This is a genomic window from Hyalangium gracile, assembly GCF_020103725.1.
GTDB lineage: Bacteria > Myxococcota > Myxococcia > Myxococcales > Myxococcaceae > Hyalangium > Hyalangium gracile.
Window position 1 is genome coordinate 161,321 of record NZ_JAHXBG010000015.1, and the last position, 18,784, is coordinate 180,104.

The window sequence follows — 18,784 nt, forward strand, 5'->3', positions numbered from 1 at the left end:
CCCATTCTAGCGCACAAAAGCAGAGAGGAGCGTCCTGGAACGGACACTCCTCTCGGTACCGCGAAAGGCTGTGACGTGGGGCCGTGAGGACCCCGGCCGACTAGGCCCCGGCGGCGGGCTTGGTGGCCTTCTTGCCCTCGGCGGACGGCGCCGGGGTGTTGTCCTCCTGCACGTCCACGCGGGAGGCCTTGCCCTTGAGGTCGCGGAGGTAGAAGAGGCGGTTGCGGTTCACGCTGCCGCGCGAGAGGACCTCGATCTTCTCGTAGCGGGGGCTGTGCAGCGGGAAGATGCGCTCCACGCCGACGCCGAAGGACACCTTGCGCACGGTGAAGCTGGCGCGGTTGTTGCCCTTCTTCTTGCGGATGACGACGCCCTCGAAAGCCTGGACGCGCTCCTTCTCACCCTCCTTCACCTTCCAGTGAACTCGAACCGAGTCGCCGGTCCGGAAGTCGACCAGCTCCTTGCGCAGGTGCTTGGCTTCGACGTACTCGATGGCGCTGTGACGCATGACGGACTCCAGAAATCTTGTGGTGCGAAAGACCAGTAAGAGGGGGGCCTAGTAGCAGAGAGAGGCGAGTCGGACAAGTCCGCAGATCGTCCTGTGTTTCGCCCTGCCCGTCCCGGAGTCCAACCCCGGCGCTACAGGTCTTCCTCCCTCAGGTTCAGCAGCTTCTGGTCCGCTGGCCCGAGCTCCAGGCGGGCGAAGAGGTCCGGCCGGCGCTCCCGGGTGAGCATCAGGGCCTTCCAGCGCCTCCAGCGGGCAATCCGGGCGTGATCCCCGGACTGGAGCACCGCGGGCACCTCCGCGCCCCGGAACACGGGCGGCCGGGTGTACTGGGGGTGCTCCAGCAGCCCCTCCTCGAAGCTCTCGCTGACGTGGGACGCCTGGTTGCCCAGCACCCCAGGGAGCAGCCGGGCCACCGCGTCCACCACCGCCAGCGCCGCGATCTCCCCGCCCGTGAGGATGAAGTCCCCCAGGGACAGCTCCCCGTCCAGGTACCCCATCACCCGCTCGTCCACGCCCTCGTACCGGCCGCAGATGAGGATCAGCCCCGGCGCGTGGCTGACGAGCTCGCGCGCCCGGGCCTGGGTGAACGTGGGCCCCCGAGGGCTCATCAGCAGCACCTTCGCGCCCGGGTTTCGGGCCCGCGCCGCCTCGATGGCCGCCACCAGCGGCTCCACCTTCATCACCATGCCCGCGCCGCCGCCGTAGGGCGTGTCGTCCGTGACGCGGTGCTTGCCCTCGGCGTACTCGCGGATGTCCGTGGCGGTGACGGCCAGCTTGCCCCGCTCTCGCGCCTTGCCGAGGATGCTCTCGCTCACGTACCCGGACACCATCCCAGGGAAGAGCGTGAGGATCTCCACCGGGTACATCAGCCCTCCTCCTCCCCCACGTACTCGGGCGGCTTGATGACGATCCGCCCTCCCGGCACGTCCACGGAGGGGACGAACTCATCGGCGAAGGGGACGATCAGCTCGGGCTTGCCCGGCCCTTGGATGACGAGGTTGGGCACCTCGCCGGTGGCCCAGAGCTCCACCACCTTGCCCAGCTCCTGGCCCGCCTCGTCCACGGCGGTGAGCCCCACCAGATCGCCCTGGAAGTACTCGCCCTCGGAGGGAGGCTCCAGATCCTCGCGGTAGACGAACACCGTGGAGCCGACCAGTCCCTCGGCGTCCTCGCGCGTCTCCACTCCCTCGAAGGCGATGATGTCCTCCTTGGGCGTGGGCCGCAGGGACTCGATGCGCAGCTCCCGCTCCTGGCCTGCGCGGGTGCGCACGCGCACGCGCTCCACGGCCGCGAGCGTCTGCGAGCCGGGATCGAACGGGCGCACGGCGATCTCGCCCCGGATGCCATGGGCCCGGGCCACATAGCCCAGCTCCAAGAGAGGCCGGGGCGTCACTGGGCGTCGGGGGCGGGAGGCGCCGCGGGAGCCGCCACCGGGGCGGGCGCCGCGCGCCGATCGTCGAGGATCTCGAGGCGGACCTTCTGCCCTTGCTTCTGGGCGGCGGCGCTCAGCAACGTCCGGAGGGCATTCACGGTCCGCCCGTCACGGCCGATCACCTTGCCGACGTCCTCGGGAGCGACCTTCAGCTCATAGAGCCGGGCGCCGTCCACCTCGGACACACGCAGGCCCACCTGGTCTGGTTGGTCGACCAGGGCCCGCGCGAGATAAGTGAGAAGTTGCTCCACGTCCGGTCAGATCCGGTCGGGATCAGGCCGTGGGAGGCGTGGCCTTGGCCGCGCGCTTGATGAGCTCGCCCACCGTCTCGGAAGGCGTCGCGCCCGTCTTCAGCCAGTACTGGAGCCGCTCCTGGTTGAACTCCACCTTCGGGGGGTTCAGGTTCGGATCGTAGGCCCCCACGGCCTCGATGAACTTGCCATCCCGGGGGTTCCGGGAGTCGGTGGCAACCACGTGGTAGTACGGCTTCTTCTTGGCGCCCGCGCGGGCGAGACGGAGGACGACGGCCATTGAACAGACTCCAGTGAAAACAGCAGGTAACGAAAATTTGTAGGAGGGCGCGCTATTAGCGTCCCTGCCTCGGGATTGTCAAGGAAGCTCGGTAGCTTGCGTCGCCTGCGAGGCATCCTGCCCGCCCCGGTTGGCGAGCTGCCCACAGGCGCCGGCGATGTCCCGGCCTCGATTCTGTCGGATGAAGGCGGCGATGTGGCCCTCGGCGAGGATGGCGCGGAAGGCCTCCGCCCGCTCCTCCATGGTGGTCTGGAAGCCCAGGCCGGGGTTCTCGTTGTAGGGGATGAGGTTCACCTTGGCGGGGATGCCCTTGAGCAGCTCGATGAGCCGGTAGGCGTCCTCGTCGCTGTCGTTGAAGCCCCTCAATAGTACGTACTCAAACGTAATCCGCCGGCCCTGGCGCAGGGGGAACTTGCGGCACGCCTCCAGCAGGGCGGCGATGTTCCACTTGCGGTTGACGGGCATCGTCTTGCTGCGCTGCTCGTCGGTGCTGGCGTTGAGCGAGATGGCCAGCTTGACGTCCGTCTCCTGGCCGAAGCGCTCGATCATGGGCACCAGGCCCACGGTGGAGACGGTGATGTGGCGGTGGGAGAAGTTGGGCCCTTCCTCGGACTGGAGGATGGAGAGCGCCGTCTTGAGGTTCTCGAAGTTGTGGAGCGGCTCGCCCATGCCCATGAACACCAGGTTGCTGAGCGGGCGGTAGGTCTCCAGGCCCTCGAGCTGGCGCACCTCGCGGTTGACGCGGTGCACCTGGGCGACGATCTCTCCGGGGGTGAGGTTGCGCTTGAGCCCCAGGGTGCCCGTCATGCAGAACGAGCACGCCATGGCGCAGCCCACCTGGGTGGAGACGCACAGCGTCTTGCGGTCCTCGGAGGGCATGTAGACGGACTCGATGTAGCGTCCATCGCGCGTCTTGAAGCGGTACTTGATGGTGCCATCCATCGAGCGCTGCTCGAGATCCTTCTCGAGCGGGACGATCTCGGCGCGCTCCTTGAGCTTCTGGCGCAGGGCCTTGGACAGGTCCGTCATCTCGTCGAACGAGGTGACGCCGCGCTGGTGGATCCAGCGGAAGACCTGCCCGGCGCGGAAGGCGCGCTCGCCCAGCTGCTCGGTGAGGAAGCGGGTCAGTCCCTCCAGCGTGAGGCTGGACACGTCGACGAGCTTCGCCGGCGCGGGCGCGGGCAGCGGCGTGGTGTCAGGAGTGGTGACGGAGGGCTCGGACATCATCAGGGTTCTAACGAGGGGTGTAGGGGGGAGCCTTCCCACATCTGGGGGCGGCAAGTCAAAGGCGCGCTCGCCAGGTCGCCAGCAGCCCCGCGAATTGGGAGAATGCGCCGCCGCCCTTCCCCGCCGTCCAGGAGCCAACCCACCTCATGAGCCAGGAAACCATCCACCTCGTGCAGAAGGCCTTCGAACTCACGATGAAGCGCGACATGGAGGCGCTGCGCGAGCTCGTCACACCGGACTACCACCTCTGGACCACCTACCCCGCCCACCTGCCCTTCAGCGGAGAGGCGCGGGGCCCGGAGGACAGCGCGGCGCTGATGCTGCGCCTGACCAATGCGTTCGAGATTCTCGGCGCCGAGGTGAGGGGCATCGTCACGCAGCCGGACATGGCCGTCGTCATCGTCGAGGAGAAGCTGCGCTCGAGGGAGACCGGGAAGACGACCACCAACAACGTCGTGAGCGTCATGACGCTGCGGGACGGCAAGCTCGCCTCCTCGCGCATCTTCGCGGACACCTTCGCCATCAGCGAGGTCCTCCGCCAGGACGCGCCCCCCGAGCGCGCCTCCCGCCCCAAGAAGAGCCCGGCGAAGAAGAACACCGTGAAGGCGGGCAAGAAGGCCGCGGCGCCGGCGAAGAAGAACACCGTCCGGGCGGCCAAGGCCCCGAAGGGCGCGGCCCGGGGCAAGAAGAGCACGGCCCGGGCTCGCGCCTGAGCGCGGGCACCGGGCCGTAGGTCCCATCGACATCGGGGCAGGAAGGACTACTTCTTGCCCTGGTACTCGTACGAGTGGATCTCGGTCTCGCGGAAGAAGTAGGCGACCTCGATCTTCGCGTTCTCGAGGCTGTCCGAGCCGTGCACCGTGTTCTTGTCGATGCTGGTGGCGAACTCCTTGCGGATGGTGCCCGGGGCGGCGTTGGCCGGGTTGGTGGCGCCCATGATCTCGCGGTTGGCGGCCACGGCGTTCTCACCCTCCAGCACCATCAGCACCACGGGGCCAGAGATCATGAAGCTGACCAGATCCTTGAAGAAGGGGCGCGCCTTGTGCACGGCGTAGAAGCCCTCGGCCTGCGCCTGGGACAGGTGCTGCAGGCGGATGGCGACGGGCTTCAGGCCCTTCTCCTCGAACTTGGAGATGATCTTGCCGATGATGCCCTTCTCCAGCCCGTCCGGCTTGATGATGGAAAGCGTACGCTCGATGGCCATGTGGTGGTCCTCGTGTCTTGAGTGAGAGGTGGAACGGCTAGCGGTTCTTCTTGGGGGCGCCGCGCTTGAGCGCCTCCTGGAGCGTGGTGCCCAGCTCCGTGGGGCTGGCGGCCATGAGGAAGCCGGCGGCCTCCATGGCCTTGATCTTCTCCGAGGCGGTGCCCTTGCCGCCGGAGATGATGGCGCCCGCGTGGCCCATGCGCTTGCCCGGAGGCGCGGACTGGCCCGCGATGAAGCCGGCGATGGGCTTGGTGAACTCGCGCGCCACGTACTCGGCGGCGGCCTCCTCGGCGCTGCCGCCGATCTCGCCGATCATGATGACGGCGTCCGTCTCCGGATCGGCGTTGAACAGCTTGAGGCAGTCGATGAAGTCCGTGCCGTTGACCGGATCACCGCCGATGCCCACCGCGGTGCTCTGGCCCAGGCCCAGCTGGGTGAGCTGGTGCACGGCCTCGTACGTCAGCGTGCCCGAGCGCGACACCACGCCGATGCGGCCCGGCTTGTGGATGTGGCCCGGCATGATGCCGATCTTGCACTTGGCGCCCGGGGTGATGACGCCGGGGCAGTTGGGGCCGATGAGGCGAATGCCCGGCTTGCCCTGCAGGTAGCGCTTGGCGCGCACCATGTCGTTGACGGGGATGCCCTCGGTGATGGTGATGATGAGGGCGACGCCCGCATCAGCGGCCTCCATGATGGAGTCCGCGGCGAACGGCGGCGGGACGAAGATGACGGAGGTGTTGGCGCCCGTCTGCTTCACCGCGTCGGCCACGGAGTTGAAGACGGGGACCTTGCCCTCGAAGTCGGTGCCGCCCTTGCCCGGGGTGACGCCGGCCACCAGCTTCGTGCCGTACTCCAGCATCTGCTTGGAGTGGAACGAGCCCGCCGAGCCCGTGATGCCCTGGCAGAGGACCTTCGTGTTCTCGTTGACGAGGATGCTCATGAGGTGACTCTCGTAAAGACGGGGTGACGGAGGGGCTACTTGACCGCGGCCACGGCCTTCTCGGCGGCCTGGCGCAGGTTGTCCGCGGGGGTGATGGCGAGCCCGGAGTTGCGCAGCAGCTCCTTGCCCTTCTCCACGTTGGTGCCCTCGAGCCGCACCACCAGCGGCACCTTGAGCTGCACCTCCTTGGCGGCGGCGATGATGCCCTCGGCGATGACGTCGCACTTCATGATGCCGCCGAAGATGTTGACCAGCACCGCCTTCACGTTCGCATCGGCGAGGATCAGCTTGAAGGCCGCCGTCACCTTCTCCTTGCTGGCGCCGCCGCCCACGTCCAGGAAGTTGGCCGGGCTGCCGCCCACCAGCTTGATGGTGTCCATGGTGGCCATGGCCAGGCCCGCGCCGTTCACCATGCAGCCGATGTTGCCGTCCAGCGCGATGTAGGCCAGATCGTACTCCTTGGCCTGCGTCTCACGCGGCTCCTCCTCGGCCAGGTCGCGGTACTCCAGCAGATCCTTGTGCCGGTAGAGGGCGTTCTCGTCGAAGTTCACCTTCGCGTCGAGCGCCACCACGCCGCCGTCCTTGAGGATGACCAGCGGGTTGATCTCCACGAGGGAGGAGTCCGTCTCGATGTACATCTTGTAGAGCGCGGAGCAGAACTGGACGAACTTGTTCACCGTGGGGCCAGAGAGGCCCAGGCCGAAGGCGAGCTTGCGGCCCTGGAAGTCCAGGAAGCCGACGGCCGGATCCACCGCCTCGCGGAGGATCTTCTCGGGGTGCTTGGCGGCCACCTCCTCGATCTCCACGCCGCCTTCCTTGGAGGCCATGAAGGTGATGCGCGAGGTGGCGCGGTCCAGCGTCACGCCCAGGTACAGCTCCTGGGCGATGGCGAGCCCCTCCTCGATGTAGACCTTGTGGACCGTCTGGCCCTCGGGCCCGGTCTGGATGGTCTTCAGCTTCATGCCCAGCATGGCCTTGGCCAGCTCCTTCGCCTCGGCGGGGCTCTTGGCGAGCTTCACGCCGCCGCCCTTGCCGCGACCGCCGGCATGGATCTGGGCCTTGACGACCACCACCGAGGTTCCCAGCTCCTTGGCCGCGGCCTCCGCGTCCTTGGGAGACAGCGCGAGGATGCCCCGCGGGGTGGGGACACCGTACTTCCTGAAGATTTCCTTGCCCTGGTACTCGTGGATCTTCATCGAGGCTCCGAGTGAACGGCCTTGGCTTGAGGCGTCAAGCGCGGGCTGCGTATTCGCGCAATCCGCGCCTGAGTGCAAGGACGTTCACCAGCCTGGGGTGACACGACCCCCTATGTAGGCATGAGCGGTGCTTCCCAGGTCCCCTTCAGAATCAACTGGCGGCCCGCATGGGCTCGAGGCTCCAGGGCCTGCTCACCGAGGAGCACAGCGAGCGCGGAAAGCGGAACTCGAACTCCGTTCCATGCCCTGGCTCGCTGCGGATGTGGATCGTCCCCCCCATCCGCTGGCATGCGGACCGGACGACGCCCAGCCCGATGCCACGCCCGGAGATGTCGTTGGGCGACTTCTTCGTCGAGAGCCCGTCGAAGAAGAGCGCCTCCAGCAGCTCCTCCCGCGTCTGGGCGGGCAGCCCCATCCCCCGAGCAGCTTCCCGCACCGACTCCCAGTCGATCCCACGGCCATCATCGGCGATCACGAGCCTCACCTGGTCAGACACGCAGTCCATCTTCAGGCGGAGCTGTCCCTTGGGGCCCTTTCCGCGCGCCACGCGCTCGCCGCGGTCCTCCAGACCGTGATCCACGGCGTTCCGGGTCACGTGGACGAAGCTTCCCCAGAAGTCCATCCACGGGCCCTGCGGCAGGTGAAGCCGGCCCGAGTCGACGATGACCTCGATCGGTCCCTTGCCCAGCCTGTCGGCCAGCGCCCTGGCCTGGTCGGCGATCCGGTGGAGCCGCTGGGCCGCGGGCTCGTCCTTCCAGGACTCGATCATCTGCGCGATCTCGGCCCGGTCGCCCCCCTTGCGGAGGGCGGCGAGGACCTCCTGCAGCTCGTCCGCGTCGACGAAGATCGGCGCGCGCTCCCCTTGCCCGATGAACCCGAGGATCCTCGAGGCCGCTCCGTCCCAGGCCTCGCCCAGTCGTCCCCGCTCGCTCGCGCTGAGCGCGCGGTCGCGCTCGAGCTGCTCTTCCATCTCCTGGCAGAGCCGCGCCACGCCGGTGATCCCGAAGAGCGCCGCATTGGCCTTCAGGGTGTGCACGGCGCGGTAGGTCTCCGCCACCGAGAGGGCCTGGGACGAGTCGCGGAGCACTCCGACCAGCGCTCGCGCCTCGGTGAAGAACTCCAGGAAGCCGACGCGGTCTCGACTCAGCCCCTGGAAGATGTGGATCAGCTCCCGCTGCTCGTTCTCGAACCGCTCGCGCTCCAGCCGAGCGGTGACGTCCGAGACGACGACCAGGAAGCTGCCGGTCGACGGGATCGGCTTGAACCCGAGCAGCAACTCCCGGCCCTGATGCCGCATCCGCTTGGGAAGGGCCTCGAGCACCGCGTCCGCGTCGACGATCCCGTCACCCAGCAGAGGCCAGGCGTCCTCCAGCTCGCGGCCGAGCTCCGGGTCCACGGCCCCCAGGTACTCCCAGAGGCTCATGCCGCCGCGGATCTTCCCCAGCCAGGTCTCGAGGATCCGGGAGAACGCGGGCGCCACCCTCCCGCTCGCGCTGACGGTCATGAACCCCTGATCGACGTTGTCTAGGATCAAGCGAAGATCCTTGTTGCGGGCGTCCAGCTGCCGGGTCCGCCGCTTGACGATCTTCTCCAGCCCCACGACGTTGAGGAAGAAGCCGCGCGCCGCGAAGGACGCCGCAACCGTCGCCAGCAGGATGAAGACAGCATGGACCGCCACGGCCCACAGCGAGGCCTGATAGTTGAACACGCTGCGCGGCAGGATGAGGAAGAAGAGCAGGTGGTGCGCCACCACCGCCAGGGCGGCGACGACGATGACGAGAGGGTTGGCGAACACCACCATCAGCGCCAGGGAGACGAGGAAATAGAAGTGCATCTCGATTTCCATCGGTCCCTGCCCGAAGTGGACCAGGAGCCCGCCCATGAACACCGAGGCCAGGCCCATGACGAGCGAGACGTGGCGAGGGTTCGAGAAGGTCTTGTAGGCGAGCAGCGGCCCGACGAGCACCAACCCAGAGAGGCCCAGCGCGTACACGGGCCCGGTCTCCGCGAGGAAGGCCACCCCGGCGAACACCGGCGGGTGCACGAGGAAGAAGAAGAGGGCTATCCGATTGACCTTGTGGAGGTAGCCTCTCTCGAAGTCGCTGATCTCCTCGGGGAGGATGACCTGCTCCAGCAGTCGCCTCATCATGGCGCGGCCTCCGGCTCTGGTGTGTATTTCAGCCCGAGAGGATCCACCTCTCGCTGAAGCTCTCTGGAGAGCGCGCAGCCATACAGGGGCAGCGCCCCCGGGCGCCCGCCGCTCTCGACGGCGCGAAGGATGGCGACATCCTCCAGCGTCCCCTGCCTCCTGCGGGAATAGCCCCCTGAGTACTCCAGCCGCCCCTCGTCTCCGAGCACCAGCATGAGCGGCGCGCCCTCGATGGCATAGCGGGCCTTCAGCTCCTCCGAGCTGATGCTCTCGAAGCCGAAGCCCCGGGCCGTGAGCCGTTCGCCGATGCCCTCATCGCGGCCGATCAGCAGGACCTTCTCCGCGTAGGAAGGCTGGGGCCCACGCAGCAGCAGGTGCTCGAGCACCCGCTGCGAGCAGCGACACCCGCTGGCGAGCACGTGGAGGACGTAGCCCGCTCCCGGGCGGCCCTCTCGCGCCGCGTCGGCCTGGAGCCGTCGCGTCAGCTCCGCCGCCGAGGTGGGCTCTGGCAGCGTCAACAGGTGGCCCGCCGTGAGCAGGCTGACGGGAACGAGCATCGCGGGGATCCACACCCCCACCAACACGCGGCCCAACCAGCGAGCCACTCTCTGGGACGCCACGGAAATCGTGCGAGACCGTTCCATGGAGCGCATGGGCATCATGCCTGTCGGAGAGCCAGGTGCAGCGAGAGCGGACCCGCCGAGGTGTTGAGCGACACGGTCAACGTGCGCTCCAGCAGCTTTTCCGCCGAGGTGGCGAACTCCGCCTTGGGTGGAGACAGATCCACCGGATAGCCCGCCTTGAGGAGGGCGTCGGTGGCGTTGCCCACCACGATGTTGGCGACCTCCGAGACGGCGTCCTTGACCTCGGCGGTGTCATAGGGAGGGGAGCTGGCGTTACCGAGCATCCTCGCCGTGATCTCCCCGGCAACCCCGGGGGTGAAACTCCAGATCGTCGGCCCGAACAGGGGCCCCCGGATCTGGATGCTGACGACGAAGGTGGGAGGCGGAGGCAGCTCGGTGGTGAGCGTGAGCGGGCTCAGCTCGCCCTTCAAACCCGTCGCGGCCTGGAAGATGTTCACCAGGGACGAGACGAATGCATTGACCACCTCGGCGCTGATCGCGGTCGACATGTCGATCATCCTTTCGTCACGCGAATGACTTCTTGAAGAGTCGTCACACCCGCGCACAAGGCCCTCATGGCCTGGAACCACATGGCGCGGAACCCGCTCGCGACCGCGAGCGCATGCAGCTCGTCGACCTGTGCTCCCCTGGCGATGGCCATCCGCAAGCTGTCGTTGAGCTCGAGGATCTCCCGCACGGCGATCCGGCCGCGATACCCCGTGTTCTGACACCGCGCGCAGCCGCGACCGCGGCAGAGCCTCACCTCCGGCGGGAGCGCGGGGAGCCCGAGCGAGGCCAACTCCGACGCGCTCACCTCGTGCGGCTCGGCGCACTCGGTGCACACCTTGCGAACGAGCCGCTGCGCGACGACTCCCATCAGGGCCGGAGCGACGAGGCATGGCTCGATCCCCATCTCCGTCAGGCGCATGATCGCGCTCGGCGCGTCATTGGTGTGCAGGGAGGCCATGACCAGGTGGCCGGTGAGCGAGGCCTCGACGGCGATGGCCCCCGTCTCCCGATCCCGGATCTCCCCCACCAGGATCACGTTCGGATCCTGGCGGAGGATGGAGCGCAGCGCGAGCGCGAAGGTCAGCCCACGCCGGGTGTTCACCTGGACCTGGTTGATCCCCGGCAGCTGGTACTCGACCGGATCCTCTACGGAGACGATGTTGACCTCCGGGCTGCGCACCGTGTTGAGCGCCCCGTACAGCGTGGTGCTCTTGCCGCTCCCGGTGGGGCCGGTGACGAGGAGCAGCCCGAATGGCATCCGCAACAACCGCTCGAAGGTGGCCATCTGGCCCGGCTCGAACCCGAGCTCGCTCAGGGGCAGACAGGCCCTCGAGTTGTCGAGGATGCGGCAGCAGACCTTCTCGCCGAAGTAGGTCGGCAGGATCGAGACGCGCAGGTCGATGTCGTTGGTGGTCCGCTGAAGCTTGATCCGACCATCCTGCGGCACGTTGCGCTCGGAGATGTCGAGCTGCGCCATGACCTTGATGCGCGAGACGATGGCCGCGTGCCGCTCCAGGGGGATGGTCTGATCGACGCGCAGCATTCCGTCGATGCGGTAGCGGATGCAGGTCTCCTTCTCGCCAGCCTCGATGTGGATGTCGCTGGCGCGCAGCTCCACCGCCCGGAGGATGACGTGGTTCACGAAGGCCACCGCCTGCTGGGCGGCCACCAGGCTGACGCTGAGCGCCTCTTCCCTGGCCTGCTCGAGGACCCGAAGCGGCTCGTAGAGCCGCTTGATGCCACGGACGATCTCCTGCGGAGACGAGACGACGGTGATGACCTGCCGCTTCAGCTCGTGGGAGAGCCAGTCGAACAGCTCGAGGCGGGCGGGCTCCGCCGTGGCGATGGTGACCTCGTCCTCGGAGACGAAGACGGGAACCAGCTTGTGACGCTCCGCGAGCGGGCGCGGGATGACCTCGGCCAGCGAGGGCACCAGGTCCACCTGATCCAGCTCCAGCCTTGGCAGCTTGAGCTGCTCGGCGACGTAGCGCGCTACCTCTTCCGTGCTCTCGAACCCCAGGGAGCGCAGATCCGCGATGGGGATCTCGTCGCACCGCTTCAGCAAGGCGAGCGCCGTCGCCTTCGCGGAGGTGGCGCTCACGGCTCATCCCCGAAGAGCTTGTCCAGCTCGCTCTGGGACACCTCCCCCTGGAGGGGCTGTGGAGGCTGGGGTGTCGACGTGACCAGCAGATCGCGCATCTCGAGGAAGCTGAGATTCCGGATGGCTTCCATCTTCTCGGAGCCCGAGCGGAGCTCGGCCGGAGCCTGACTCGCTCGCACCTCCACGATCTTCTGGCCGCAGCCCCCACAGAAGAGGTCCGAGGGCGTGTTGAAGAAGGAGCAGCGCGAGCAGGCACTGGCGAGCGTGCCCCCACACCGGCCGCAGTAGCGGCGGGAATTGGCGTTCTGAGCCTGACAGCCGCGACAGGTGATCATGAGCTCAGTCCTCCGCCAGCTGGGGCTGAGCGAGCTCCAGGCCGAAGACCCTGCGCACCATGGTGGCGAGGCTCTCGGCGGTGAAGGGCTTGAGGATGAAGTACTTCACCCCGGCGGCCCGGCACGCGAGGATCTTGTCGCGCGCGGTCAGCGAGCTGCACATGACCACGGTGGCCTCGGGGTGCTTCTGGAGCAGCTGGGTGGCGGCCGTCACCCCGTCCATCTCCGGCAGGATGATGTCCAGCATCACCAGGGCGGGGCGATGCTTCTCGTACAGCTCCAGCGCCTGGTCTCCCCTCTCGGCCTCGGCGACGACCTGAAAGCCCAGATTCGTCAGCTCGGTCCTGAGGCGAATCCGAATCACCCTGGAATCATCGATCACGACGGCGGTGCGTCTCATGTGCAGGCTCCATCGTTGTGGTATCAAGCACGACCTGTCCCAATGCCTTGCATCGAGCAAGCCAGTCTCGGAACAGCGACTCCCGAGCGGTTGGCCACCACGGAGCAGACGGAGCGCGTCGCGAAACACGACACCGTGGCGGAACCCCATGCGGCTGCGGGGCTCGGCGGACGAGCCCCGGCCGCCGCCGTCACGGACAGAGGGTGCGCTCGTTCAACGGCTTGATGCGACCCGCGGCCGTGCCCGTCAGCGAGACGGCATAGACGGCACCTTCCCAGTTGCCGTTGCTGAACGACATCCGGGCATAGGGCGCCAGCACCGTCCCCTGGAAGCCGAAGCTGGAGGCGGAGATCGCCGTGGTGTCCACGAAGTTGTAGAGGATGTTGGACGCGTCGACGCCGCTGAGCGAGTAGCCGAAGTTCTGGAACGTGGCCGAGGCGCCGCGGATGTTGATCAGCACGAACGAGCCGGCCGGCACGTCGATGGTGAACCGCGCCGCGCCCGTGAATCCGCTGGCGGGCACGTTGAAGACGTTCACCCCCGTACGCGTGCCGGTCAGCTTGATGCCGCCCCAGGACTCACGCGTGTAGGTGCCATTGGCCGTCAGGCCGGCGAGCTGCGCGGACAGACTGCGCAGCTGGGTGAACCGGGCCGCGAAGTCGATGGGCGTGCCCCGGGACGCGGCGCCGCGAACGAAGGAGACGGTCTGGTTGGTGGTGTAGGTGCCCCCATAGTGGGCGTTGCCATAGACGCTGCCGTTGGAGAGCGTGAGGTTCTTGCCGGCCACCAGCACGTTGGAGGTGTCGCTGGCCAGCAGGTGGCTGCCCACCGAGAAGCTCTGCAGGGAGATGTTGCCTCCCGCCGCCACCTTGCCCCGCACGTCCGGGCCCAGGTTGTAGTCCTCGAGGAGGAAGAGGTTGTAGTCGTTCAGCCGCACGGAGACGCAGGTGGTGCAGGGGCCGACCACCGAGAGCGGGCGGGTCGCGGTCCCGACGTTGCCGGCGGCATCCGTCACCCGGTAGGTGACCGTGTACTGGCCGATGCGCGTCTGGTCCAGGTTGCTGGAGGCCGTGATGCTCGAGGTCAGGGTGCCCGCGCACGTATCAGTGGCCGTGGCTCCCGGGTCCACGTACGGCGTGCCATTGCACTGCACGGAGGACGGCCCCGAGACCACCTGGATCCGCGGCGCCACCGTATCGCGCACCGTCACGATACGCTCGGCCGTGGCGGAGCGCCCCCGCCCGTCGTCGACACTGTAGCGGAGCGTCTGGGCGCCGAGCGCCTTGTTGTTGAGGGTCCCCGTCTTCACGATGGAAGCAGTGCGGCTGCCAGCACACTGATCCGTGGCCGTGGCTCCCGGGTCGGTGAACAGCAGGCCGCACTCCAGGGTCTGCGTGGCCGAGCCATTGAGCGTCAGAACCGGATCCAGAGTGTCGGCCACGGTCACCGTGCGCGTCATGGGCTGTGACACGTTGCCGAACGCGTCGGTCGCGACGTAGGTGAGCGGATAGGAGCCCGGCGTCCCGATGGTCACCGCTCCGCTCCGCTGGACACTGCCTGCCGACAGCGGCCCCTCGCATGAATCGCTCGCGGTCGCGCCCGGATCGGCATAGGAGCCCCCCGCCATGCACTCCAGCTGGAGGGCAGCCGGGCCGTTGAGGGCCACCACCGGCGGCACGACGTCCGTCACCGTCACCACGCTGGTACATGAGGCCACGTGGTTGGCTTGGTCCAGGCACGTCAACATCACCGTCGTGCTGCCGATGTCGTACGGGCCGGCCGGGCTCTGCGTGCACTCCACCAGGTCGCCATCTGGATCGAAGGAGCCGTCGTTGATGCTGGCGGAAGCACCACAGGCCAGATCGGCGACCACCGTCACGTCCTGGCAGCGCGCCTCCGGCGGCTGGCCGGAGCCGGCGGGCGACAGATTGGGAATCTTGCAGAACGCGGTGCAGGTGCCCAGGGAGCCGGCGCTGTCCTGGGCGCGGCCGTTGCCGATTCCGAGATCGCACTCCTCCCCCCACTCCGCATCCACATGGCCATCGCCACACCACTGGCGGTGGCACGACCAGGAGCAGGTGTTCGCGCCTTGTTCCTGCCTCATCGCGGGCTGGCCGTTGAGCCAGTCCCCGTTGTCGCACTCCTCACCCTCCGGCGGAGCTTCGGGGTAGCCACACCCCGCTCCCAGCGGCATGGCCCCACTCACGAGAATGTATGGGGTGCCCACGAAGTGCGTCTCCTCCTCCGGAATGAAGGTGAAGTCCGAGTAGCTCCGCTGGCCAGGAACCGACGCCACGGAGGAGTTCATCGCGATCGCCGCGAACGAGAAGTTGCGGCGCGGATAGGAGGTGAAGACCGAGCGTGCCGCGCACCCTCCGGAGCCAACGAGCAACTCATCCCAGAAGTCGCGCGAGAGCATGTTGTTGTTCATCTCGAACATGTGCGCGGAGTCGGCGCAGCCCGGCAGGCCCTGGACCTTGAAGGTGCCGAACGGCTCCAGCAGCGGCACGGGCGTGTCGGCCGGGGCGTTCTGGTACGCGCATCCCAGGGCGATGTACATGCCGGTCCGCCACTGCACGGAGTTGAGCGCGTATCGGACGCCATTCTCCACCAGCACAGGCGTGTCACTGGAGGTGGGATCCGAGGCGATGATGACGACATCGCCATCGACGACCGCGCCCCAGGTATCGCGGGTGTCGATGGCGGCCTGGAAGGCGGCGGTGCCACTCTGGCAGGCCGCGTCGCCGATGATGATGGCGCGGTAGGCCATGAACTGCTCGGCCGTCATCGCCTTCCAATGAGCCGGAGAGACCACGTCGATCTGCGTCTCCGGGCTGTAGGCCACCACGGCCTGCGCCTCGCGGCTGTTGCGTCCTCCCGAGACGCTGCTGGCCAGGATCAGCACCTTGTTGGAGCTTCGACTCGCCTGGTCAATCCCACCCGCGCCCGGAGTTGGCCCCCTGCCCCGTGCCTCTGCCTCGCCACAGCCCAGAATCACCGCCAGGGCAATTCCCAGCATCGAGAAACCTGCATACAGCCGTGACAAAGACATACCTCTCGGGTCAGCCCTCATCAGAACTCCTTGATAATTCTTTAGAAAATCAGTGGCCCCACCCCCTCCGGTGACTCACGAAAAGAAATGTCCGTGAGGCAGTAGAAATTCAACATGAATCAAAAAACATGTATCGGCAGATGTCTCAGCGTGAGACATGGTCGGACGACCACTTGTCACAGGCTCACGAATGCGTGGGAGGGCTTCAGGAGAGCGCCATGAGCTCACTCACGAGGCGCTTCGCAGAGACCCGGCGGACATGACACGGCCCTGCCTCGGGGCCATGGGCTCCGAGTGCAGGGCCGCTTGAAGCGAGATGCGTGGTCCGGCTACCCCGGACCCGAGGCGCGCTTGTGCTCCTCTTCCTTGAAGAAGATGTCCTTCACCAGCACCTTGGTCACCTCGCGGTTCATCACCGCGATGGACGAGGTGAGGGGGATCTCCTTCGGGCACACCTTCACGCAGTTCTGTGCCTTGCCGCAGTCCTGGATGCCACCCGGCCCCATCAGCGACCGGGTGCGCTCCTCGGCGTTCATCTTCCCCGTGGGGTGCATGTTGAAGAGCCGCGCCTGGCTGATCGCCGCCGCTCCCACGAAGTCGTTGTCGATCGTCACCTGCGGGCACGCCTCCAGGCAGCTCCCGCACGTGATGCACGTGGACAGCACGTACGTCGTCGCCTGATCGTGCGGAGACTGCCGCGGGCCCGGCCCCAGGTTGTGCGTGCCGTCCACCGGGATCCACGCCTTCACCCGCTTGAGCGCCTCGAACATCCGGTGGCGGTCCACCGTGAGATCCCTCACCACCGGGAACTTCTTCATCGGCTCCAGGGTGATGGGGTGCTCCAGCTTGTCGATCAGCGCCGAGCAGGCCATCCGCACCCGCCCGTTGATGTTCATCGCGCAGCTGCCGCACACCTCCTCGAGGCATGCCGCGTCCCACACCACCGGGGCTACCTTCTTGCCCTGCACGGTGGTGGGGTTGCGCTGGATCTCCATCAGGCACGAAACCACGTTCGCGCCCTTGGTGTACGGAATGCGGAACTCGTCATAGTGGCCCTCCCCGTTCGGCCCATCCTGGCGCCAGATGCGGAAGGTCACGGTCTTGGTGGTAGCGCTTGCCTGTGCGGTGTCCATGATGAGTTCCCCTGACTACGCGTACCAGCGCGGCTCCGGATCCAACACCGGCGTGGCGATGGGCTCGTAGGAGATCTTCGGCCCCTCTCCGGTGTACGCCGCCATCGTCGTCTTCGCCCACTTCTCGTGGCGCTTCTTCCACAGCTCCATCCACGCCGGATCCTCGGTCGGGTTCACCGTCTTCGGCTCCGGCAGCGAGAACTCGGGCTTGTAGTGCGCGCCCCGGCTCTCGTCGCGCAGCAGCGCGCTGGTGGCGATCACCTCGCCCAGCTCCAGCATGTTCCACAGCTGGTTGGTGAAGGACAGCGAGCGGTTCGCCAGGTTGCCCGTGTCGAGCACGTTGCAGTTCTTCCAGCGCTCCTTCATCTCGCGGATCTTCTCGACCGACTTCTTCAGCCTGTCGTTGTAGCGGACGACGGTGCAGTTCTCCGTCATCAGCTCGCCCAGCTCCTTGGAGATCTGGTACGGGTTCTCCGAGCCGGCCATCTTCTTGATGGTGGCGAAGCGGTCCTCCCAGTACTTCTTCGCGTCGTTGAAGTACTTGTCCGCCCGGTCCGCCGCCTTGGCCTCCTTGCTCTTGGCGTAGTTCGCCATGGCCGGCCCGCCGATCATCCCCGAGTAGATGCAGGACAACAGCGAGTTCGCACCCAGCCGGTTGGCGCCGTGGAAGGCGTAGTCCGCCTCGCCCGCGGCGTACAGGCCCGGGATGTTGGTGGACTGGTTCTTCGGGCTGCCCTCGGCCGGCGTCTGCGTCTTCGAGTCCGCCTCGAACGTCACATACAGGCCGCCCATCGAGTAGTGCATGCCCGGGAAGATGATCATCGGCGTGTGGCGCGGATCGTCTCCCACGAACTTCTCGTAGATCTCCATCACGCCCTTGATCTTCGCGTCGAGCGTGGGCGCGGGGATGTGCGTCACGTCCAGGTACACGCCGTCCCGGCCGCCGATGCCCATGCCCAGATCCCGGCAGACCATGAAGATCTCACGGGTGGCCACGTCGCGCGGCACCAGGTTCTTGTACTTGGGGTACTTCTCCTCGAGGAAGTACCAGCGCTCGCTCTCGGGGATGTCCCGCGGCCCGCGCGTGTCGCCCTTCTTCTTCGGCACCCACACGCGGCCGCCCTCGCCACGCACCGACTCGCTCATCAGGCGCAGCTTGTCCTCACCCGGAATCGAGGTGGGGTGCACCTGGATGAACTCGCCGTTGGCGTAGATGGCGCCCTCCATGTAGGCGCGACCCGCCGCGGTGCCCGTGTTGATGATGGAGTTCGTCGAGCGCCCGAAGACGATGCCCGGACCACCCGTGGCCAGGCACACCGCCTCGGCCGGGAACGTCCGGATCTCCATGGTGCGCAGGTCCAACGCCACGCTGCCGATGCAGCGGCCGTCCGAGTTCTTCACCGTCCCGAGCCACTCCCAGTACTCGTACTTGGTGACCTTGCCCTCGGACTCGTAGCGGCGCACCTGCTCGTCCAGCGCGTACAGGAGCTGCTGGCCGGTGGTGGCGCCCGCGAAGGCCGTGCGGTGGTGGAGCGTGCCGCCGAAGCGCCGGAAGTCCAGCAGGCCCTCGGAGGTGCGGTTGAACGTCACCCCCATGCGGTCCAGCATGTAGATGATGCCCGGGGCCGCGTAGCACATGCCCTTCACGGACACCTGCTCGGCCAGGAAGTCGCCGCCGCGCAGCGTGTCCTTCACGTGGATGTCCGGGTGGTCACCCTCGCCCTTGGTGTTCACCGCGCCGTTGATGCCGCCCTGGGCGCAGACCGAGTGAGAGCGCTTCACCGGAACGATCGAGAGGACATCGACCTGGTGGCCGGCCTCGGCCAGCTTGATGGTCGTCATCAACCCCGCCAGCCCACCACCCACCACTGTGAACCGCGCTGCTGCTGCCATGCATCGTCTCCTTCACTGCCAGGAGCCAGGGGGCCGCCGGCTCACCAGGAG

General features: G+C 67.3%; 19 protein-coding genes. 1 reads left to right on the top strand and 18 read right to left on the bottom strand.

Annotated elements, in window-relative coordinates; translation table 11 throughout:
• Window positions 1-100: 100 nt before the first annotated feature.
• From rplS to rlmN, 6 genes are all read right to left on the bottom strand, one after another.
• Complete coding sequence (gene rplS, locus KY572_RS28425) at window positions 101-508, bottom strand: 50S ribosomal protein L19 (RefSeq protein WP_224246125.1); 408 nt, start codon at window positions 506-508, stop codon at window positions 101-103.
• Between the two features lie 131 nt (window positions 509-639).
• Window positions 640-1,374, bottom strand: a complete 735-nt coding sequence (trmD, locus tag KY572_RS28430) for a tRNA (guanosine(37)-N1)-methyltransferase TrmD (RefSeq protein ID WP_224246126.1) — start codon at window positions 1,372-1,374, stop codon at window positions 640-642.
• On the bottom strand, window positions 1,374-1,901 hold the full coding sequence (rimM, locus tag KY572_RS28435) for a ribosome maturation factor RimM (protein WP_407660009.1): 528 nt from the start codon (window positions 1,899-1,901) through the stop codon (window positions 1,374-1,376). Before rimM ends, trmD begins: the two co-directional genes overlap by 1 nt.
• Window positions 1,898-2,191: a KH domain-containing protein gene (locus tag KY572_RS28440; RefSeq protein ID WP_224246127.1), complete on the bottom strand. Its 294-nt coding sequence runs from the start codon at window positions 2,189-2,191 to the stop codon at window positions 1,898-1,900. Before KY572_RS28440 ends, rimM begins: the two co-directional genes overlap by 4 nt.
• 22 nt (window positions 2,192-2,213) lie before the next feature.
• Window positions 2,214-2,471 (bottom strand): 30S ribosomal protein S16, encoded by a 258-nt coding sequence (gene rpsP / locus KY572_RS28445; protein ID WP_224246128.1) that lies wholly within the window; start codon window positions 2,469-2,471, stop codon window positions 2,214-2,216.
• A gap of 78 nt (window positions 2,472-2,549) precedes the next feature.
• Window positions 2,550-3,695, bottom strand: a complete 1,146-nt coding sequence (rlmN, locus tag KY572_RS28450) for a 23S rRNA (adenine(2503)-C(2))-methyltransferase RlmN (RefSeq protein WP_224246214.1) — start codon at window positions 3,693-3,695, stop codon at window positions 2,550-2,552.
• Between the two features lie 149 nt (window positions 3,696-3,844).
• Between rlmN and KY572_RS28455 the strand changes: the two genes are divergently transcribed.
• The gene (locus tag KY572_RS28455) at window positions 3,845-4,411 is read left to right on the top strand and encodes a nuclear transport factor 2 family protein (protein WP_224246129.1); all 567 of its coding nucleotides are present in this window, start codon (window positions 3,845-3,847) and stop codon (window positions 4,409-4,411) included.
• A 47-nt stretch (window positions 4,412-4,458) separates the two neighbouring features.
• Here the strand turns inward: KY572_RS28455 and ndk are convergent, their stop codons facing one another.
• The 12 genes from ndk to sdhA all read right to left on the bottom strand — a co-directional run bounded on the left by ndk (window position 4,459) and on the right by sdhA (window position 18,733).
• On the bottom strand, window positions 4,459-4,902 hold the full coding sequence (gene ndk, locus KY572_RS28460) for a nucleoside-diphosphate kinase (RefSeq protein WP_224246130.1): 444 nt from the start codon (window positions 4,900-4,902) through the stop codon (window positions 4,459-4,461).
• 37 nt (window positions 4,903-4,939) lie between these two features.
• On the bottom strand, window positions 4,940-5,842 hold the full coding sequence (sucD, locus tag KY572_RS28465; RefSeq protein WP_224246131.1) for a succinate--CoA ligase subunit alpha: 903 nt from the start codon (window positions 5,840-5,842) through the stop codon (window positions 4,940-4,942).
• 35 nt (window positions 5,843-5,877) lie between these two features.
• Window positions 5,878-7,038: an ADP-forming succinate--CoA ligase subunit beta gene (gene sucC, locus KY572_RS28470; protein WP_224246132.1), complete on the bottom strand. Its 1,161-nt coding sequence runs from the start codon at window positions 7,036-7,038 to the stop codon at window positions 5,878-5,880.
• 151 nt (window positions 7,039-7,189) lie between these two features.
• Window positions 7,190-9,187 carry an ATP-binding protein gene (locus KY572_RS28475; protein ID WP_224246133.1) on the bottom strand — a complete coding sequence of 666 codons (1,998 nt, stop codon included), beginning with the start codon at window positions 9,185-9,187 and terminating at the stop codon, window positions 7,190-7,192.
• Window positions 9,184-9,744 carry a hypothetical protein gene (locus KY572_RS28480; protein WP_224246134.1) on the bottom strand — a complete coding sequence of 187 codons (561 nt, stop codon included), beginning with the start codon at window positions 9,742-9,744 and terminating at the stop codon, window positions 9,184-9,186. Before KY572_RS28480 ends, KY572_RS28475 begins: the two co-directional genes overlap by 4 nt.
• Before the next feature lie 101 nt (window positions 9,745-9,845).
• Window positions 9,846-10,319 (bottom strand): chemotaxis protein CheX, encoded by a 474-nt coding sequence (locus tag KY572_RS28485; RefSeq protein ID WP_224246135.1) that lies wholly within the window; start codon window positions 10,317-10,319, stop codon window positions 9,846-9,848.
• 5 nt (window positions 10,320-10,324) lie between these two features.
• Complete coding sequence (locus KY572_RS28490) at window positions 10,325-11,920, bottom strand: GspE/PulE family protein (protein ID WP_224246136.1); 1,596 nt, start codon at window positions 11,918-11,920, stop codon at window positions 10,325-10,327.
• Window positions 11,917-12,255 carry a double zinc ribbon domain-containing protein gene (locus tag KY572_RS28495; RefSeq protein WP_224246137.1) on the bottom strand — a complete coding sequence of 113 codons (339 nt, stop codon included), beginning with the start codon at window positions 12,253-12,255 and terminating at the stop codon, window positions 11,917-11,919. The genes KY572_RS28490 and KY572_RS28495 overlap by 4 nt, the downstream gene beginning before the upstream one ends.
• 4 nt (window positions 12,256-12,259) lie before the next feature.
• A complete protein-coding gene (locus KY572_RS28500) occupies window positions 12,260-12,655 on the bottom strand; it encodes a response regulator (RefSeq protein WP_224246138.1) in 396 nt (131 codons plus the stop codon).
• A 190-nt stretch (window positions 12,656-12,845) separates the two neighbouring features.
• Window positions 12,846-15,674 (bottom strand): choice-of-anchor A family protein, encoded by a 2,829-nt coding sequence (locus KY572_RS28505; protein WP_224246139.1) that lies wholly within the window; start codon window positions 15,672-15,674, stop codon window positions 12,846-12,848.
• 362 nt (window positions 15,675-16,036) lie between these two features.
• Entirely contained in the window at window positions 16,037-16,840 is an 804-nt protein-coding gene (sdhB, locus tag KY572_RS28510; protein ID WP_224246140.1) for a succinate dehydrogenase iron-sulfur subunit, read from the bottom strand.
• Window positions 16,841-16,855: 15 nt separating this feature from the next.
• Entirely contained in the window at window positions 16,856-18,733 is a 1,878-nt protein-coding gene (gene sdhA / locus KY572_RS28515; RefSeq protein WP_224246141.1) for a succinate dehydrogenase flavoprotein subunit, read from the bottom strand.
• Between the last annotated feature and the right edge of the window lie 51 nt (window positions 18,734-18,784).

Excerpts from the sequence above, each read along its gene's own strand:
- KY572_RS28475 (WP_224246133.1), bottom strand. The coding sequence starts at position 9,187 with ATGATGAGGCGACTGCTGGAGCAGGTCATCCTCCCCGAGGAGATCAGC.
- ndk (WP_224246130.1), bottom strand. The coding sequence starts at position 4,902 with ATGGCCATCGAGCGTACGCTTTCCATCATCAAGCCGGACGGGCTGGAG.
- sucD (WP_224246131.1), bottom strand. The coding sequence starts at position 5,842 with ATGAGCATCCTCGTCAACGAGAACACGAAGGTCCTCTGCCAGGGCATC.
- sucC (WP_224246132.1), bottom strand. The coding sequence starts at position 7,038 with ATGAAGATCCACGAGTACCAGGGCAAGGAAATCTTCAGGAAGTACGGT.
- sdhA (WP_224246141.1), bottom strand. The coding sequence starts at position 18,733 with ATGGCAGCAGCAGCGCGGTTCACAGTGGTGGGTGGTGGGCTGGCGGGG.
- rlmN (WP_224246214.1), bottom strand. The coding sequence starts at position 3,695 with ATGTCCGAGCCCTCCGTCACCACTCCTGACACCACGCCGCTGCCCGCG.
- KY572_RS28500 (WP_224246138.1), bottom strand. The coding sequence starts at position 12,655 with ATGAGACGCACCGCCGTCGTGATCGATGATTCCAGGGTGATTCGGATT.
- KY572_RS28485 (WP_224246135.1), bottom strand. The coding sequence starts at position 10,319 with ATGTCGACCGCGATCAGCGCCGAGGTGGTCAATGCATTCGTCTCGTCC.
- KY572_RS28495 (WP_224246137.1), bottom strand. The coding sequence starts at position 12,255 with ATGATCACCTGTCGCGGCTGTCAGGCTCAGAACGCCAATTCCCGCCGC.
- trmD (WP_224246126.1), bottom strand. The coding sequence starts at position 1,374 with ATGTACCCGGTGGAGATCCTCACGCTCTTCCCTGGGATGGTGTCCGGG.
- KY572_RS28505 (WP_224246139.1), bottom strand. The coding sequence starts at position 15,674 with ATGCTGGGAATTGCCCTGGCGGTGATTCTGGGCTGTGGCGAGGCAGAG.
- rpsP (WP_224246128.1), bottom strand. The coding sequence starts at position 2,471 with ATGGCCGTCGTCCTCCGTCTCGCCCGCGCGGGCGCCAAGAAGAAGCCG.
- KY572_RS28480 (WP_224246134.1), bottom strand. The coding sequence starts at position 9,744 with ATGCTCGTTCCCGTCAGCCTGCTCACGGCGGGCCACCTGTTGACGCTG.
- sdhB (WP_224246140.1), bottom strand. The coding sequence starts at position 16,840 with ATGGACACCGCACAGGCAAGCGCTACCACCAAGACCGTGACCTTCCGC.
- rplS (WP_224246125.1), bottom strand. The coding sequence starts at position 508 with ATGCGTCACAGCGCCATCGAGTACGTCGAAGCCAAGCACCTGCGCAAG.
- KY572_RS28455 (WP_224246129.1), top strand. The coding sequence starts at position 3,845 with ATGAGCCAGGAAACCATCCACCTCGTGCAGAAGGCCTTCGAACTCACG.